The sequence below is a fragment of the Marinobacter sp. genome (assembly GCF_040882185.1).
GTDB lineage: Bacteria > Pseudomonadota > Gammaproteobacteria > Pseudomonadales > Oleiphilaceae > Marinobacter.
The window spans coordinates 22,762-38,260 of record NZ_JBBEBW010000030.1 but is presented as its reverse complement, the minus strand read 5'-3'; the positions used below and the strand labels follow the sequence as shown (position 1 = coordinate 38,260).

The following is a 15,499-nucleotide window of genomic DNA, read 5'->3' as shown; positions in this document are numbered from 1 at the left end:
AGCTGGCGCATTGAATGTCTACAGCTTTATAGTTACGACTATGAACCAAACACCTCGCATTCCTAACGAAAAATTGCTTGATCTGCTGATGGACGTGGTCTGTGTGGTGGATAAAGACGGACGCTTTTTATCTGTCAGCGCTGCCAGTGAACGGGTATTTGGTTACCGGCCGGAAGAAATGATTGGCCGGACAGCCTTTGAATTGATGCACCCGGACGACCATGCACACACCCTGGCCCTTGTGGAAAGCATCACTGCTGGCACTCCATCGGAAGATCATGAAAACCGTTATTTCCGCAAAGATGGTCGTATTGTCCATATTATGTGGTCTACCCGTTGGCTTGAAACAGAGCAGGTAAGGGTGGGTGTGGCGAGGGATATTACGGAACGCAAACGCGCTGAAGCGCTACGACAGGCACTCTACGCTATTTCCGAGGCGGCGCACTCGACCGGCGATTTGCAGGCATTGTTCGGGCGTGTGCATGAGGTCATTGAACAGCTACTGCCTGCCGACAATTTTTTTGTCACGCTTTACGATGCCACGGCGGCTCAGCTCAGCTTCCCCTATTACGTCGATCAGTACGATCAGGCGCCATCACCCACGCCATTGGAGTCCGGGACACTCAGCGCCGAAGTTATCCGATCCGGTGAAGCTATCCTGCTCACCCCTGATACCGCCGAGCAGGTGATGTCCGAGATTGGCATGGTCGTCGGGAAACATGCACTGGACTGGTTGGGAGTGCCCCTGGTGTCGGGGGCTGACACTATCGGTGCCCTCGTGGTCCAGAGTTATTCCGGGGAGGTGCGTTATACGCCGCGGGACAAGGAGTTACTGCAGTTTGTGTCGAGTCAGGTGGCGGCAGCGATAGAACGTAAGCGCACCCACTCTCGTCTGGAATACCTTGCACAGCACGATCAGCTGACTGAATTGCCTAACCGGGCGCTGTTTCTGGACCGTCTGCAAAGCTCCCTGACCAGGGCGCGGAGAGATTTGGTTCCACTGGCGGTGCTTTATCTGGACATGGACAAGTTCAAGCACATCAACGACACCTTCGGCCATACCATAGGCGACAACCTACTGCGGGAGGTCGCTCGTCGCCTTGGGCAGTGTGTTCGGGAGTCAGATACCGTTGGCCGTATGGGTGGGGACGAATTTGCTATTGTGCTCGACGGCATCGGCAGGCCTGAGGATGTCACGATGGTGGCGGAGAAAATACTCACCGTTCTGAGTGCGCCTTACGTACTGGAAGGAAAAACTCTGATCACGACCCCGAGCCTTGGCATTGCAGTGTATCCCGAGCACGGCCGGGACGATCTGCAACTGGTCAGGCACGCTGACGACGCGATGTATGCAGCCAAACGCAAAGGTGGTAAGCGTTACAGTATGGTGGCTGATCCGATGGGCGGTTTGAATGCCTTCGGGACAGGTTGATAGCTGTTCATGTTCAGTCCTGGTATGAACGGGCAAACTGCAGTAAATCCGATTACAGGAGTCGTCATTGACCAGTCGTCAACGTGATCACCCCCGCTACAAAATACCCACTACCGTGGCTCCGGATGAGCCCGCAGTAACCTGTTCATCCTGTCTTGCCTGCTGTTGTCGTCTTGAGGTGATGCTGATCACTGACACCGGTGTGCCTGAGCGCTACGTGGATTCTGACTCATGGGGTGGCGAGGTTATGGCGCGTCTTGACGATGGATGGTGCGCTGCCCTGGACCGTGAAACCATGCTTTGCAGCATCTACGAGTACCGACCCTGGGTGTGCCGGGAGTTTGAAATGGGTTCAGAGGATTGCCTGAGTGAGCGCGCTGCTCACCTGTAACCGCTCCCAATTGCGTTCTTGCACGCCTTGATCAGTGATCTATTTCACCTTTTTTGTTCACAATACCTCCTCCATCCAGACTCATGAATTTACATTCAGTATCAAATGTAGCGTTCTGTTTTGGCTATAAAATTAAAATTGTAAGCGTTTGAAACTTTAGCTTCTAATCGCTGGATTCAGTCGTCGTCTACCCGTACATTGCACGTCATGTTCAATGTCAAGAAAGTGTAAAGGGTATGGTTTCGTGAATCCGTTGCTGAAAATTATCGTGGGGGGCTGTCTGCTGAGCGTTGGCTCTGCTGCGTCGGCATCGGAAAAAACCCCGCAGGTATTTGATTTTTCTCTTCGTGATATTCCAATCTACGCTGAGTCAGCAACGGCCGAGACCTCGGATGCTGCCTCTAACCACGAGTTCGACCCCTCGCTGCAAATTCGCGCTGCAGATCCTACCTGGCTGGGGGATCGCATCTCGTTCGGGGGCGACACCGTTAATTCCAACGGCGATTACCGGGGCAGTCTTGATCTGGCTGCAAAGGGTATCACGGGGGGTAGTGACGCCCTGTCCCTCCGGTACAACCGTTTTTTGGCAGGCCATGCTGAGGGCAGCAACCACGGCTTCGGTTTTGGCTACTCATTTCCGTCGAGGTTTGGCGCCATAAACGTTAACGGTAACTTGTCTGACTACGAGGACTCGGTGACCGGGGGGGGGCGCAAGTATCAGATCAGCGGTGATCGCCAGGCGGTGGATGCGAGTTTGCGGCGTCATATGTTTGAGCTGGGTGACTTGCGCTTTGACGCCCTGATGGGATTGGCCGCACAGGCTAATACCGCGTTTACGGAAGGGGAACGGGTGGATGATGCCAGCCGACATCTGTCTTCGTTCTGGTTCGAAACTCAAATGAACTGCGAAATCGGCGTCTTCGGTACGTCAGCGTTCAGCAGCGTGTCAGTGAAACGGGGTCTGACCTCCCTCGGTGCTGACCGCGACCCCTGGCCCGGCACAGATATCGATGCGGAGTACCGTAAATACACCGTTCTAGGCTCTCTCAAGCAGCCCCTCGGGCGTTGGAACTGGGGTCTGAATGGCCAGTACCAGTACAGTCCGGATATCATTCCCGGTTCACAATATATGCTGGTCGCCGGGCCCGCCCAAATCAGTGGCTTTGGCGGCCAGGGTGCTTATAGCCAACAAGGCGGTTGGTTGCGTCTTGAAGCCAGCAGCCCCTGGTTTCCGTTACTTATGCTCTCAAACATCCACTCCAGCGTGCGGTTGTCATTGCTCAAGGGGTGGGTGGCGCCTACCGAACATCAACCGGACCTCTGGGGCAGCGCCAGCGCAGCGGAAATCGCCTTGCAGTTGAAGTCCAAAGGTTTGACGGCCGGTCTTCGTGTCGGTCGTATGCTCGGCGATTCTCTCAGCGTTATGCAAAAACCCGATACCCCCGATGTGTCGCTGACCCTGTCTATCAGCCTGAAGTAGTCTAAACTCAGGATTGCCTGCGTATTTTCTGTTGTGCCTTACATAGTTGTCACTTGAAGCAAGGCTGGCCCTCGTTGTTAGATGGGGGTCCACTGATGAACTGATGATGTGGTTACGGAATTCCTGCTGTTGTTCTGCCAGCAGGTCTGATACTTCAGGAGATGGAATGTCCTCAGCGTTTGCTTACGGTCTTTTAGGGGCCGGGTTATTTGTATTTTTCAGTCAAGCGGCTCAGGCTGAGTCGCCGTTTGATCTCAGCACTGTTGCTGAAAAAGCGAAAAAGCTGGCGGAGCAGCCCTACCAGGCTCCGGCGGAGATACCCCAGTTTTTGCGAGAGCTGACCTACTCTCAGTATCAAGAGATTCGTTTCAAACCTGAGGCCAGTCTGTGGAGCGACTCGGAATCCAGATTCCGGGTGATGATGGCTTCGCCTGGAACCTACTATGGCCACGCGGTTGCGATTAACGAGATTGATGCGGAAGGTGTGCGGTCGGTTCCCTTCGAGAAGGCGAACTTCAATTATCCGAACGATACTCTGGCCAAGCGCATACCTGCCGATTTGGGCTATGCAGGTTTTCGGCTGACCTATCCAATGGAAACCGATACCGTCCAGAACCAGTTTCTGTCGTTTGCCGGTGCCAGCTATTTTCGGGGTGTTGGCAAAGACAATCACTTTGGTTTATCGGCCCGGGGCGTCGCTATTGATACCGGACTGCGCTCAGGTGAGGAGTACCCTTCATTCGTTGAATACTGGATTGAGCGACCTGATGCCGATGCGGATTCGATGGTGGTGTACAGTTTGTTGGATGGGCCCAGCGTAACAGGCGCCTATCGCTTCCGGGTGTTTCCCGGGGACGCAACGCGCGTTGAAGTGACAGCGACCCTGTTTATGCGCAGGGAAGTGGGCTTGCTGGGCATGGCCCCGCTGACGAGTATGTTCTATTACGGGGAAAATACGCCCCGGCCTCATGGTGAGTGGCGGCCTCAGGTCCACGATTCCGATGGCTTGCTGATTCATGATGGCAATACGGGTGAGTGGCTCTGGCGGCCCTTGATCAACCCGCATGGTTTACGCATGAGCTACCTCCAGACTGAAGATGTCCAGGGTTTCGGTTTACTACAAAGGGATACTGATTACGCCCGCTTTGAGGATCTTGAGGCCAGGTATGATAAACGTCCGAGCGCCTGGGTAGAGACCAAAGGGAATTGGGGTAAAGGTGAGATTGTCCTGGTGGAGATACCCACCAGATCGGAAACCAACGATAATATTGTCGCGTTCTGGCGGCCAAAAGAGCCAGTTGGGGCGGGTGAAGAGATCAGCCGCGAATACACCTTGCACTTTGGCGACGCATCCGTCACCGGCCAACCTACGGCCGCGGCCATGCAAACATTTATTGGCGATGGCAATCGGGTCGGCGGTGGCTCCGTGGAAGGTGCTTATCGCATCATTGTCGACTTTGCCGGAGGCAAGCTTGATACTCTCGACGCCCAGGCCTCAGTGGTCAGTTCTGCTACTGGTGGGGCTGATGTTGAGATTCTTGAGCATTTTGTGGAGTACAGCGAGCCGGATAAAAGCTGGAGGCTGTCGATGCTGGTTCGGCCAGCTCCGGCAGCTTTAATGTCAGTCCGGGCTTACCTGAGTATGGACGGGGAGCCGCTCACCGAAACCTGGACCTATGAACTGCCACCGGACTCCGGTGTTCGTGCCCAGGAACGGTAAGGCGAAACACGCAAGGATGGAGTGTCATTATGGCAAGAGCATTGTGTCAGCAAGCGCTTGATCGTGTGCTGGCTTATATCGAAGGCTATGGTATTCCACCAACCAACGATGTCTGCCGGCGGGCCTTACAACTTGTGGATTCTGCCTTGGCAGAAGGTAGTGAAGGTGCTATATCCCGTTCGATGGACCTGGTTCCTGAATATTTTTCGCTGCCCGCCATCGACGTCCCCCCTCAGCGTCCCGAACTCAGGCGCGGCAGTATAGGATACTGGCGCAATGTCTGAACTGGCTGGCTCATCACAGCGTTCGGCTGCATCGCTCGCCCCCCGCCCGGAGACCCGTCTGAAATGGCATCGGGTAGCCACAGTACGACGGGCGTTACTATCGCTTTTTGTCTTTGGTCAGACGTTGGTGGCCTGCTATTTTTTGCTTTGGGTGCTGCCTTACCATGGTAATACCTGGGTTGAGAAGGCTCTGGTCGCGGTCTTTTTCCTGTTATATGCGTGGATTGCGGTTGGCTTCTGGACTGCGATGTACGGATTTATCCTGCGTTTGTCAGGCGGCGATCGCTTCTCCCTGCTCAAGCGACACAGTGCCGATGAACTTGCCGCGACGCCGCTCGCGCCAACAGCCATTGTCATGCCTATCTATCATGAATCCGTCCAACGTACCCTGCGACGTTTGCGAGCGGTTTACCGGGATCTTGAGCGGGTCGGGCGGCTAGAGCATTTCGAGTTCTACATTCTGTCTGATAGTCGCGACCCGAATGTCTGGCTGGAAGAGCAGGCCGCCTGGCAGAGTATGTGTGACGAACTGAGCGCCGAGGGGCGCCTGTTCTACCGACGGCGCACCCTCAACCAGAATTACAAGAGCGGTAACGTAGCGGATTTCCTCCGCCGCTGGGGGCGTCGCTATAGCTATATGATCGTGCTGGACGCCGACAGTCTGCTGAGCGGGCGAACCCTGGTGCGGATGGTCCAGTTAATGGAACTGGAACCGGCGACCGGCATCCTGCAAACCAACCCCACGGTGATTAACGGCCAGTCCCTGTTCGCCCGGCTGCAGCAATTTGCTAATCGGGTCTACTCACCCCTGTTCGCCACTGGGCTGGCGGCTATCCAGATGGGCGATGCCGCCTTTTGGGGGCATAACGCAACTATTCGTGTGGATGCATTCATGCGGCATTGCGGTCTTCGCAAGTTACCCGGCTTCGGTTTGTTTCGTGGTCCGATCATGAGCCATGACTTTGTTGAAGCTGCGTACATGGGCCGGGCAGGCTATGAGGTCTGGCTGGAACCGGGCCTGGGTGAGAGCTTTGAAGAATCGCCACCGACTATTGCGGACGAACTGACCCGCGACGAGCGCTGGTCGAAGGGCAATCTCCAGCATTTCTGGATCATGCTGTTTGAACGCCGGTTGAGATTCGCTCATCGAATGGCCTTTCTCAACGGTATTATGGCCTACCTGGCGTCTCCGCTCTGGTTCTGTTTTCTGGCACTGACAACGGTGGAAGCGACCCAACTGGCGTTATCGCCCATCGACTATTTTCCAGAAGGCCATCAGGACCTTTTCCCACTCTGGCCGGAGTGGCGGCCGCAATGGGCTATCGGCCTGGCCTTGAGCACCGTGGTGCTGCTATTCCTGCCCAAGTTTCTAGCCATCATTTCGCTATTGGTGAGCCGTCAGGCAAAGTTGTTTGGTGGTTTTTTGCGGTTGCTGGGCAGTGTAGTGGTGGAAATTCTCATTTCGGTATTGCTGGCACCGGTCCGTATGCTTGCTCATAGCCGATACGTCCTGGGCGCGATGTTGAATTTTTCCCTCAGTTGGGCTGGTCAGAACCGGACGGAAGAAACCACCTGGCAGGAAGCGCTGATAAACCAGTCGCCCGGAATGATGGCAGGGTTAGCCTGGTCAGGGTTTGCGTACTGGCTGGACCCCTTGTTCTTTTTATGGTCGTTACCGGTGGCCATCCCACTGGTGCTTGCGGCGCCCACCTCGGTGCTCCTGAGCCGCGTGAGTGCAGGTAGGGCGATGGCCAGGCACGGTATGCTGCTCATTCCTGAAGAAGTCCAACCTTCGGAGTTGTTGGAGGACGCCGTGGACGAACGTCGTCTCTTGTTTCAGGTTCAGGGCCTCACCCGATTTGAGGAAGCCGTCTTGTCACCCCGCCTCAACCACCTGCACCAGACGCTGGCCAGGAAGCACGGGAGCAGTGTTCGGCAGAGCACTCACGAGCGTTTGGCCCGGCTGTGTATGAAAGAGGGCCCGGACGCACTTACCAATAGTGAGTTGAGCCACCTGTGTCGTGATAAAGAGTCGCTGGAGTGGTTGCATCTGTCCGCCTGGCGGGCCAACCCTGATAGTTTCTGGGGCCGCCGGTTGCTCGTCCTCGCGGCTACCGACAGCGAGCGTGAGGAGTCAGAGCCTTAGCCCCTCAGTCTGTGAGACCAAAGCCATCAAGCACCTGGAGAAGGTAATATGGATCGGCGTACTGTTTTAAAAATGGCCGCGGCGTTGAGCGCTTACGGATTGACTGTGCCTTCGATGCTGACCAGTCGGCTGGCGATGGGTAAACCCGTTGGCGAGGCCCGGCAATTCGATTTCGCCTGGCTCAAGGGACATGCTCGTACTCTGGCTTCTGAGGCCTACAAGTCCCGTAAGGGTGACACCCCGGAGAGTCTCAAGAAGCTCTCCTGGGATGATTACCAGGCCATTCAGTTCCGGCCTGAGAAATCGCTCTGGCAAGAGGAGGGCAGCGAGTTTCATGCCCAGTTTTTTCATCTCGGGCTGTATTTTCAGACCCCGGTAAAGATCTATGAAGTTATCGATGGTGAGGCCCAGCAACTGGGCTATGACCCCGATTATTTCCGATATTCAGGAGATCTTCCCCTGGATGACTTGCCAGATGACCTTGGCTATGCGGGTTTTCGGGTACAGTTCCACACGAACTTCAAGCTCGACCTGGCGGCCTTTCTCGGTGCCAGTTATTTCCGTGCTGTGGGTGAGGATATGCAATACGGGCTTTCAGCTCGGGGTCTTGCGATTGATACTGGCATGAATCGGGAGGAGGAGTTTCCCGAGTTTGTTGCGTTCTGGCTTGAAAAGCCGAAATCCGGTTCCGATAAGCTCACGGTGTATGCTCTGCTGGATTCTCCCAGTATTACCGGCGCCTACGCATTTGACCTGTTCCCCGGACGCAATATGGTTATGAAGATCAGCGCCGCGCTATACCCCCGTAAAGCTATTGAGCGTCTTGGTATTGCACCCCTGACCAGCATGTATCAGGTTGGCGAAAATGATCGGCGTATGGGGTATGACTGGCGTCCGGAGATTCATGATTCCGACGGGCTCGCGCTCTGGACCGGCTCTGGCGAGCGGATATGGCGGCCTCTCGTCAACCCACGGCAGGTGCAGGTCAACTCGTTCATGGACCACAATCCAAAAGGCTTCGGGTTGCTGCAGCGGGACCGGGACTTCGCCAACTACCAGGATGACGGGGTGTACTATGACCGTCGGCCAAGTCTTTGGGTCGAACCGGGCGAAGCGTGGGGCAAGGGCGCTGTCATGCTGGTTGAGATACCGACCCAGGATGAAACCTTCGATAACATTGTAGCGTTCTGGAACCCGGACACGCCCCTGAAACCCGGCGAAGAACATTTGATCTCCTACCGGCTCACCTGGGGTGATACCATGCCAGCAGAGCCTCATGAGCTGGCAACCACCCAGGCCACTCGCACCGGCCTTGGCGGCGTTGTGGGGCAGGAACGCACGTATTTCTCCTGGCGTTTTGCAATCGACTTCTCCGGAGGTGTTCTCGGTATGCTGGGACCTGAAGCGGAGATCGAGCCGGTCATCACGGTGAGCCGGGGGAAGGTGGAAATCACCTCGGCCCGGCCGTTGCACGCCATTGATGGCTATCGGGCGATGTTTGATCTGGTGCCCGGGGAATCAGAAGCGCCGATCGATATTCGGATGTACCTGAAGCTCGGTGACCAACCCCTTACCGAAACCTGGGTTTACCAGTACACACCACCACCCAAAGCAGAGCAGGGTATCTAGTGTCCCTTAACAAAAGTTCGCAGTTATGACGACACAGACCAATACCACACGGCTGAACAAATTCATCAGTGAAACCGGTCTTTGTTCCCGGCGCGAGGCCGACCGACTGATTGAAGGCGGACTGGTAAAGGTTAATGGCGAGGTCGCTGTGATGGGGCTGAAAGTGGGCCCAGGGGATCATGTAAAGGTGCGTGGCAAGCCTCTGCGAACCAGGCCTAAAGCCGTCTACCTCGCATACAACAAACCGATAGGCGTCACCTGTACGACCGATCCTCAGGTCCATGGCAACATTGTCGATGCGGTGAAATTTCGTGGTGGCCGTATTTTTCCGATCGGGCGTCTCGACAAACCTTCTGAGGGTCTGATTCTGCTGACCAACGACGGCGACATCGTAAACAAAATACTGCGGGCCGGTAACGCTCACGAGAAGGAATATGTGGTAACGGTCGATAAAGCCTTTGATGAGGCCTTCCTCCGTACAATGGCAGCGGGGGTTCCGATTCTCGATACCGTTACCCAGCCCTGCAAAATTGCGCGCATCTCGGATGCCACGTTCAAGGTTACCCTGACCCAGGGTCTGAACAGACAAATACGCAGAATGACGGAGTATCTTGGCTATAACGTGGTGAGGCTCAAACGCGTGCGGGTAATGAATATTGAGTTGGCCGGACTCAAAACCGGTCAGTGGCGGGAACTGAGCTCAAAGGAAATGGCGGTAATCGATGGAATGGTAGCTGGTTCCAGTAAAACAGAAGAAGCAAGCGACTTCGGGAGACGCCAGCCATCTAAGCTGAAACCAGCGGGCTAGACCTTTAGGTCGAGCCGTCTTGCAGTTCGTCTAAACCTTTGGTCCTTTCCCTTTCATGGCGTTCATCACCAAAGAGACCACAAGCAGAATCAGAAAGATAAAGAACAGAACTTTTGCAATACCCGCTGCAGTACCGGCGATGCCACCAAAGCCCAGAACACCCGCGATAATTGCTACGATAAGACATACCACTGCCCAATAAAGCATAGATTCCTCTCCTTAGAGTCTAAGGTCTTTCCGCCATAACAGTTGCCACGACTGACCTTGATTAATGTGTTACTTACCCGTCAACGATCCGCTAAGTTCGAGGAAAGCACAATAACCTAAGTTAATTCTGACGGGGATGTAATAACGGGCGCAGCTATGGTGTACAGCGGTTTTCAGGTTTCCTGATCCCGCGATCTTGCTTCCTTGATAGTCTCCTCGGCATCCTGCTTTTCTTCAGCATCGGCTTCGGGTATCTCATGTTCGTCTGCCCGGGACGGCCGAAAACAGAGCGTTGCAAGAATCGGAAAATGGTCAGACCCGATGTCATTGAGGCGGGACATGTTCTTGAGGGTGAAATGCTCGCTGGTGAATACGTGGTCCAGGGGCCATCGCATCAACCGGTAATGGGCGTGGAAGGTGCTGAACATGCCGCGCCCGCGGCGCAGGTCGAGCATGCCGCTCACCCGACAGAACAGCCGGGTTGTGCGTGACCAGGCGACATCATTGAGGTCGCCGACCACCAGAGTAGGTTGGTCGCGCTGATGGATGCGCTGGCCAACCAGCAGCAGCTCCGCATCTCGCCAGAGGGATTCCTCGCTTTCGCTAGGTGCTGGCGGGCGGGGGTGCAGGGCATGCAGGTAGATACGTTCGCCACAAGGCAGGGTTACCCAGGTATGAATCGACGGAATGTCATCCTGGATCAGATAGTTAACTTCGGTTTCCGCTAATGGAAGGCGGGAATAGAGGTGCATGCCGTAAAGATTATCCAGGGGAATCTTCACCGTGTGTGGCCAATCATCGGCCAGGCTGGCATCAAGGGCCTGTTGCCACCAGTCATCAGACTCCAGCGTGAGAATAATATCGGGCTGTAACTGATGTATTTGCTCGGTAAGCGCAGAAGCTTTGCGATTGGGGGTCAGCACATTCGAGATCAGCAGTGTGATACACCGGTCATCATGACCGGGCTCCGCTGGTTGAACCTGGATCGGCCACAGCCGAGTCCACGGTAGTATGTGATAGCCCTGAACGGCGAAGACCATGCCATTCATGATCAATGCGGTCAGTCGCCAGGGTTCTTCGGCCCACCAGGACAAAACGAAGGTGATCAGCGCGAGCGAGGCAATCTGGAGCCGGGGAAACTCACAAGCCCTTATCCACCAGTCGTGCAATGGCACTCTGGCGAGCACAGTGACGGTCATCAGTGTACAGGCGAGGGTCATAACTATCAGGCTGAGCAAAATGCACTGTCTCCTTACAGCGGAAGGCGGGTATTCAGGTCGCCGACATGCCAAAGAATGAAGGAAAGATCAAAATCGCGATCAGCACCATAATCTGAAGCAGTATGAATGGCGTGACACCGCGATAGATGTCGGTGGTTTTGACCTCGGGTGGTGATACCCCTTTCAGGTAAAACAGACTGAACCCGAAGGGCGGCGTCAGGAAACTGGTCTGTAGGTTCATTGCGATCAGAATGGCAAACCAGAGCATATTGATGCCCATCAGTTCAGCGATCGGAGCCAGGATTGGCACGATGATGAACGATATTTCCACAAAGTCGATGAAGAAACCCAGTACCAGGATGATAATCATGGTCAGTATCAGGAAGCCCCACTTTTCCCCCGGCAATTGCAGCATCCACTCTTCGAGTAGGTAGTCGCCGCCGGTGTAGCTGAATACCATGGAGAAGGCGGTAGCGCCCACCAGAATCGCGAATACCATGGCCGTGACCTTGACCGTGTCACGGGAGCTTTCCCACATCATCTTCCAGGAGAACTGGCGATAGGCCACCGCCAGCACCAGGGCGCCGATTGCCCCAAGGGCAGAGGACTCGGTCGGCGTCGCAATACCGGTAAAAATAGAGCCAAGCACCACTACAATCAACGCCAGCGGCGGAATAATTGCCATCAGGGCTTTGCCAACTTCCTGGGCTCGGGTGTCGTCGTTGTCTCGGGGCATGGCAGGTGCCGAGCCGGGTGACCTCCAACTGACAAAGAGAATATAAGCGACATACAGGCCGACCAGTACAACTCCGGGGATTACTGCTGCCTTGAACAGATCACCTACCGGCAAGCCGAGTACGTCACCCAGAATAATAAGGATGATGGACGGAGGGACGATTTGCCCCAATGTACCGGACGCACAGATCGTGCCGCAGGCAAGCTTTTTGTCGTAGCCGTTCGCCAGCATGACCGGCAGTGAGATCAAACCCATAGCAACAACGCTGGCGCCTACTACGCCGGTAGAGGCCGCCAGCAGGGCGCCCACCACAATCGTAGAGATCGCCAGGCCACCGGGCAGCCCACCGAACAGGCGTCCCATGGACTCAAGCAACTGCTCAGCCAGTCGAGTACGTTGGAGCACGATGCCCATGTAGATGAACAGCGGTATCGCCATCAAAACGGTGTTCTGCATAATGCTCATGATGCGGAACGGCATGAAGGCAAACAGCTGGGGTCCTTCCGCAATCAGGCCGAAAATCAAGGCGACACCACCGAAGGTGAATGCAACTGGAAAGCCCCACAGCAGCATGAAGAGGCAGACCACGAACATTATCATGCCGATCATGCCAAGCCTCCTGCGCCAGTTTGGCCTTCGTAAGTGGATTCTTTAGCCAGTACTCTGAGGGCGAAGGTCGCCATGCCGAGACTGGCAATGGCGAGGAAGAACGATGAAAACGGAATCAGCCCTTTGATAATAAACCGGTAGGGCAGCCCGCCCGGGTCACCACTGCCTTCACCCATTCGGTAAGATTCGATCATGTAATCCCAGCCAAGCCAGGCGATCAGGGCGGCGATGGGAAGTGCAAACAGGAGAGCGCCGATGAGGTTGATCCAGGCCTTGAAGGTTTCGCTGCGGCCTGCGTACAAAACGTCCACCCGCACGTGGCCATCCGTTCTCATCGCGAAGGGAATCCCCATCAGGAAAAGGAAGGAATACAAATGCCATTCCATTTCCTGCATGCCGATGGATACGTCGTCAAAGGCATAGCGGGCAACCACATCGTAAAAAACGTTTAGCATCATCAGGATAAAAGCCACGCTTGCGAGCCAGCCACAAGCCTTTGAAATGGCGCCCAGCCCGTTATCCACAGCAATCAACCAACGCATTATAGTTCCTCTTGCCGGAGCTACGCTCCGAATCGGTCGGGATTGAATAAGAGCCTTTGAAAAGCGCCCGTATAGTTTATCTAAACTACGAGAGCTTTTCACAAACTCCTGAAAAAAGAATGCCGGGGCTTCTTGCGAAGGCCCGGCCTCTGGTCAATGACAGTGAACCTATTCTTTCAGTTCAGCCATGGTATTCAGATACGCGCGTTCGGAAATATCGGTGTAGGCACGTGCCTTATCCAGGTACTCTTGCTGCGATTTGATAATCCGCTGGCCCTGTTCGTCGTCCTTTGAATATTCCTTCAGGACTTTTTCGTTGGCCTCGACCATAGCCTGGAAGATTTCGTCCGGGAACGTTTTGATCTGTACGTTCGGGTATTCGTCACGAATCGATGCCCAGGCTTCCGCGTTAGCATGTACAGAATGGGTCAGCATGTCATAGGACGCGGTGCGCATGGAGACTCGCAGTATTTCCTGCAAATCGGTAGGCAGTTTTTCCCAAACATCCTGGTTGATCAGGAACTGCAGTTCGGTGGCAGGTTCGTGCCAGCCGGTGTAGTAATAGTCAGCGATTTGCTGGAAGCCCAGGCGCAGGTCCAGAGCCGGTCCTACCCACTCAACCGCATCAATTGTGTTGCGTTCCAGAGCGGTGTAAAGCTCTCCTGGCGGAATATTGGTCGGGTTAACACCAACTTCGGCAAAGACTTCGCCAGCAAACCCTGGAATTCGCATTTTCAGACCCTGGAGATCTTCGAGGGTTTTGATTTCGTTACGGAACCAGCCACCCATCTGGTTGCCAGTATTGCCGCCCGGAAACGACAGCATGTTGTGGGGCTCATACACTTCCTGCATCAGCTCCATGCCACCGCCGTGATAGAACCACGCCCACTGTTCCTGAGCGTTCATGCCAAAGGGCATACTGGTGAAGTACAGGGTGTTGGGGACTTTGCCTTTCCAATAGTAGGAAGCAGAGTGGCCCATGTCGTATTGGCCCGCTTTAACCATATCAAACACACCAAAGGGTGCTTTGTGACGGTTAGCGGAATCGATCCGAATTTTCAGGCGGCCATTAGACATTTTTTCGGCCATTTCAGCCATGTTCTTGGTAGCGTCACCGAAAATCGGGAAATTCGGGCCCCAGGTTTCAGCCAGTCTCAGCGTGAAGCTTTCCTGCGCAATGGTTGGGGTGCTTGTCAGCAAGGCGGCCAGCGCCAGCGCTGCTGTGGATTTTATTAGTGAACGAATCTTCATCGGTAGGCGTTCCTGTCTTTATTTTATTATGTTGGAAACTTGGCCACTCGCGGAGGGTATTCCAATGCGACTGCCAGGCAGCCAATTCTGCCTTTTGAAATTAGCATGCCTAGTTTATGAAATGAACTAAAAACCCGCTATGGTCGACTTAAGTCTGAGTGAGGATCCTGCTCATGCGAATGCCATTACAAGCAAAAGTGCTAATTCGGTAAATACCACGCTTGCCCCCAGGGCGTCGCCGGTATAACCGCCAAGTGTGCGTTTGAGATTACGGCCCCAACAGAAGGTAACCACCGCAACCGCGATCAGAATGGGTACTGCGAGTAGAGGCCACCAGGCCCATAGCACCAGGCTGATGCCCAGTACGAAGAAGGAAGCGACCCACAGCCGGGCGCCGGAGAACCTTTCAGCCACAGGTTTGCTCTTACTTTTGTCGGGGTCAGTAACGTAAGTCATGAGATACATTAGTAACAAAGGCGTCAGGCGGGAAGCGCAAGGGGCTATCACCAGAGCCAGCCATATCTGGTCAATATCCACCAGCAAGGCTGCCTTAAGCCCCAGCGCCATCACCAACGCGACGGTGCCATAAGTGCCAATACGGCTGTCTTTCATGATACGCAGCCTGGCCTCAACGGTGTAGCCTCCGCCTAAGGCGTCCAGGCTATCTGCGAGGCCGTCTTCGTGAAAGGCGCCGGTGATCCAGAGATGGAAACTCATCACCAACAGAATGCAAATCAAGGGGTTGAGGGCCAGATTCAGGCCATAAAACAGGGCAGCGTAGAGGCCGCCCAGCAGCAGACCGACGAGCGGAAAGTAGACGCTGCTCTGGTTCATCAACGCCTGGGAATAATCGATCCTTGCCAGCATGGGAATACGGGTGAGGAAACCCAAGGCCAGCCAGAAAGCCTGCCACTCTTGCCGAAGGCTGATACCACTTGTGTGCACAGATGCTTCCTTTGATTCGTAAAGCTTTGGTTATTGATCGCGACATTGTAAAGCAATTTTATGTCGGGGCACGGCCACTGCTCATTGCATCGGAGACTG

Annotated in this window: 14 protein-coding genes; 8 read left to right on the top strand and 6 right to left on the bottom strand. The window is 54.8% G+C overall.

The genetic code is table 11. The features are described 5' to 3' along the window. The first annotated feature begins 40 nt into the window (after positions 1-40). The 8 genes from WEB64_RS14855 (at position 41) to WEB64_RS14820 (ending at position 9,890) form a co-directional block, all read left to right on the top strand. On the top strand, positions 41-1,432 hold the full coding sequence (locus tag WEB64_RS14855; RefSeq protein ID WP_368059168.1) for a diguanylate cyclase: 1,392 nt from the start codon (positions 41-43) through the stop codon (positions 1,430-1,432). A 103-nt stretch (positions 1,433-1,535) separates the two neighbouring features. Continuing rightward, positions 1,536-1,823 carry a YkgJ family cysteine cluster protein gene (locus WEB64_RS14850; RefSeq protein ID WP_368059170.1) on the top strand — a complete coding sequence of 96 codons (288 nt, stop codon included), beginning with the start codon at positions 1,536-1,538 and terminating at the stop codon, positions 1,821-1,823. A gap of 244 nt (positions 1,824-2,067) precedes the next feature. Further along, complete coding sequence (locus tag WEB64_RS14845) at positions 2,068-3,303, top strand: ShlB/FhaC/HecB family hemolysin secretion/activation protein (protein ID WP_368059016.1); 1,236 nt, start codon at positions 2,068-2,070, stop codon at positions 3,301-3,303. Between the two features lie 166 nt (positions 3,304-3,469). Continuing rightward, a complete protein-coding gene (locus tag WEB64_RS14840; protein ID WP_368059018.1) occupies positions 3,470-5,023 on the top strand; it encodes a glucan biosynthesis protein G in 1,554 nt (517 codons plus the stop codon). Positions 5,024-5,052: 29 nt separating this feature from the next. Beyond that, entirely contained in the window at positions 5,053-5,307 is a 255-nt protein-coding gene (locus WEB64_RS14835) for a hypothetical protein (RefSeq protein ID WP_368059020.1), read from the top strand. Next, positions 5,300-7,453: a glucans biosynthesis glucosyltransferase MdoH gene (gene mdoH / locus WEB64_RS14830; RefSeq protein WP_368059022.1), complete on the top strand. Its 2,154-nt coding sequence runs from the start codon at positions 5,300-5,302 to the stop codon at positions 7,451-7,453. The genes WEB64_RS14835 and mdoH overlap by 8 nt, the downstream gene beginning before the upstream one ends. A 48-nt stretch (positions 7,454-7,501) precedes the next feature. Beyond that, positions 7,502-9,082, top strand: a complete 1,581-nt coding sequence (locus WEB64_RS14825; protein ID WP_368059024.1) for a glucan biosynthesis protein — start codon at positions 7,502-7,504, stop codon at positions 9,080-9,082. Between the two features lie 25 nt (positions 9,083-9,107). Next, positions 9,108-9,890 (top strand): pseudouridine synthase, encoded by a 783-nt coding sequence (locus WEB64_RS14820; RefSeq protein WP_368059026.1) that lies wholly within the window; start codon positions 9,108-9,110, stop codon positions 9,888-9,890. 30 nt (positions 9,891-9,920) lie between these two features. Here WEB64_RS14820 and WEB64_RS14815 read toward each other — a convergent pair whose 3' ends face one another. The 6 genes from WEB64_RS14815 to cobS all read right to left on the bottom strand — a co-directional run bounded on the left by WEB64_RS14815 (position 9,921) and on the right by cobS (position 15,400). Next, a complete protein-coding gene (locus tag WEB64_RS14815) occupies positions 9,921-10,097 on the bottom strand; it encodes a DUF1328 domain-containing protein (protein WP_368059028.1) in 177 nt (58 codons plus the stop codon). A gap of 173 nt (positions 10,098-10,270) precedes the next feature. Beyond that, entirely contained in the window at positions 10,271-11,335 is a 1,065-nt protein-coding gene (locus tag WEB64_RS14810; RefSeq protein WP_368059030.1) for an endonuclease/exonuclease/phosphatase family protein, read from the bottom strand. A 34-nt stretch (positions 11,336-11,369) separates the two neighbouring features. After that, positions 11,370-12,662: a TRAP transporter large permease subunit gene (locus WEB64_RS14805; RefSeq protein ID WP_368059032.1), complete on the bottom strand. Its 1,293-nt coding sequence runs from the start codon at positions 12,660-12,662 to the stop codon at positions 11,370-11,372. Next, complete coding sequence (locus tag WEB64_RS14800; protein ID WP_368059034.1) at positions 12,659-13,204, bottom strand: TRAP transporter small permease subunit; 546 nt, start codon at positions 13,202-13,204, stop codon at positions 12,659-12,661. Before WEB64_RS14800 ends, WEB64_RS14805 begins: the two co-directional genes overlap by 4 nt. Before the next feature lie 168 nt (positions 13,205-13,372). Next, positions 13,373-14,455, bottom strand: coding sequence for a TRAP transporter substrate-binding protein (locus WEB64_RS14795; protein WP_368059036.1), 1,083 nt, complete (start codon positions 14,453-14,455; stop codon positions 13,373-13,375). A gap of 171 nt (positions 14,456-14,626) precedes the next feature. Next, entirely contained in the window at positions 14,627-15,400 is a 774-nt protein-coding gene (cobS, locus tag WEB64_RS14790) for an adenosylcobinamide-GDP ribazoletransferase (RefSeq protein WP_368059038.1), read from the bottom strand. Positions 15,401-15,499: the final 99 nt, after the last annotated feature.

What these genes read in the sequence shown, in the direction of transcription:
- WEB64_RS14855 (WP_368059168.1), top strand. Translation starts at nt 41, where the DNA reads ATGAACCAAACACCTCGCATTCCTAACGAAAAATTGCTTGATCTGCTG.
- WEB64_RS14840 (WP_368059018.1), top strand. Translation starts at nt 3,470, where the DNA reads ATGTCCTCAGCGTTTGCTTACGGTCTTTTAGGGGCCGGGTTATTTGTA.
- WEB64_RS14835 (WP_368059020.1), top strand. Translation starts at nt 5,053, where the DNA reads ATGGCAAGAGCATTGTGTCAGCAAGCGCTTGATCGTGTGCTGGCTTAT.
- mdoH (WP_368059022.1), top strand. Translation starts at nt 5,300, where the DNA reads ATGTCTGAACTGGCTGGCTCATCACAGCGTTCGGCTGCATCGCTCGCC.
- WEB64_RS14825 (WP_368059024.1), top strand. Translation starts at nt 7,502, where the DNA reads ATGGATCGGCGTACTGTTTTAAAAATGGCCGCGGCGTTGAGCGCTTAC.
- WEB64_RS14820 (WP_368059026.1), top strand. Translation starts at nt 9,108, where the DNA reads ATGACGACACAGACCAATACCACACGGCTGAACAAATTCATCAGTGAA.
- WEB64_RS14815 (WP_368059028.1), bottom strand. Translation starts at nt 10,097, where the DNA reads ATGCTTTATTGGGCAGTGGTATGTCTTATCGTAGCAATTATCGCGGGT.
- WEB64_RS14805 (WP_368059032.1), bottom strand. Translation starts at nt 12,662, where the DNA reads ATGATCGGCATGATAATGTTCGTGGTCTGCCTCTTCATGCTGCTGTGG.
- WEB64_RS14800 (WP_368059034.1), bottom strand. Translation starts at nt 13,204, where the DNA reads ATGCGTTGGTTGATTGCTGTGGATAACGGGCTGGGCGCCATTTCAAAG.
- WEB64_RS14795 (WP_368059036.1), bottom strand. Translation starts at nt 14,455, where the DNA reads ATGAAGATTCGTTCACTAATAAAATCCACAGCAGCGCTGGCGCTGGCC.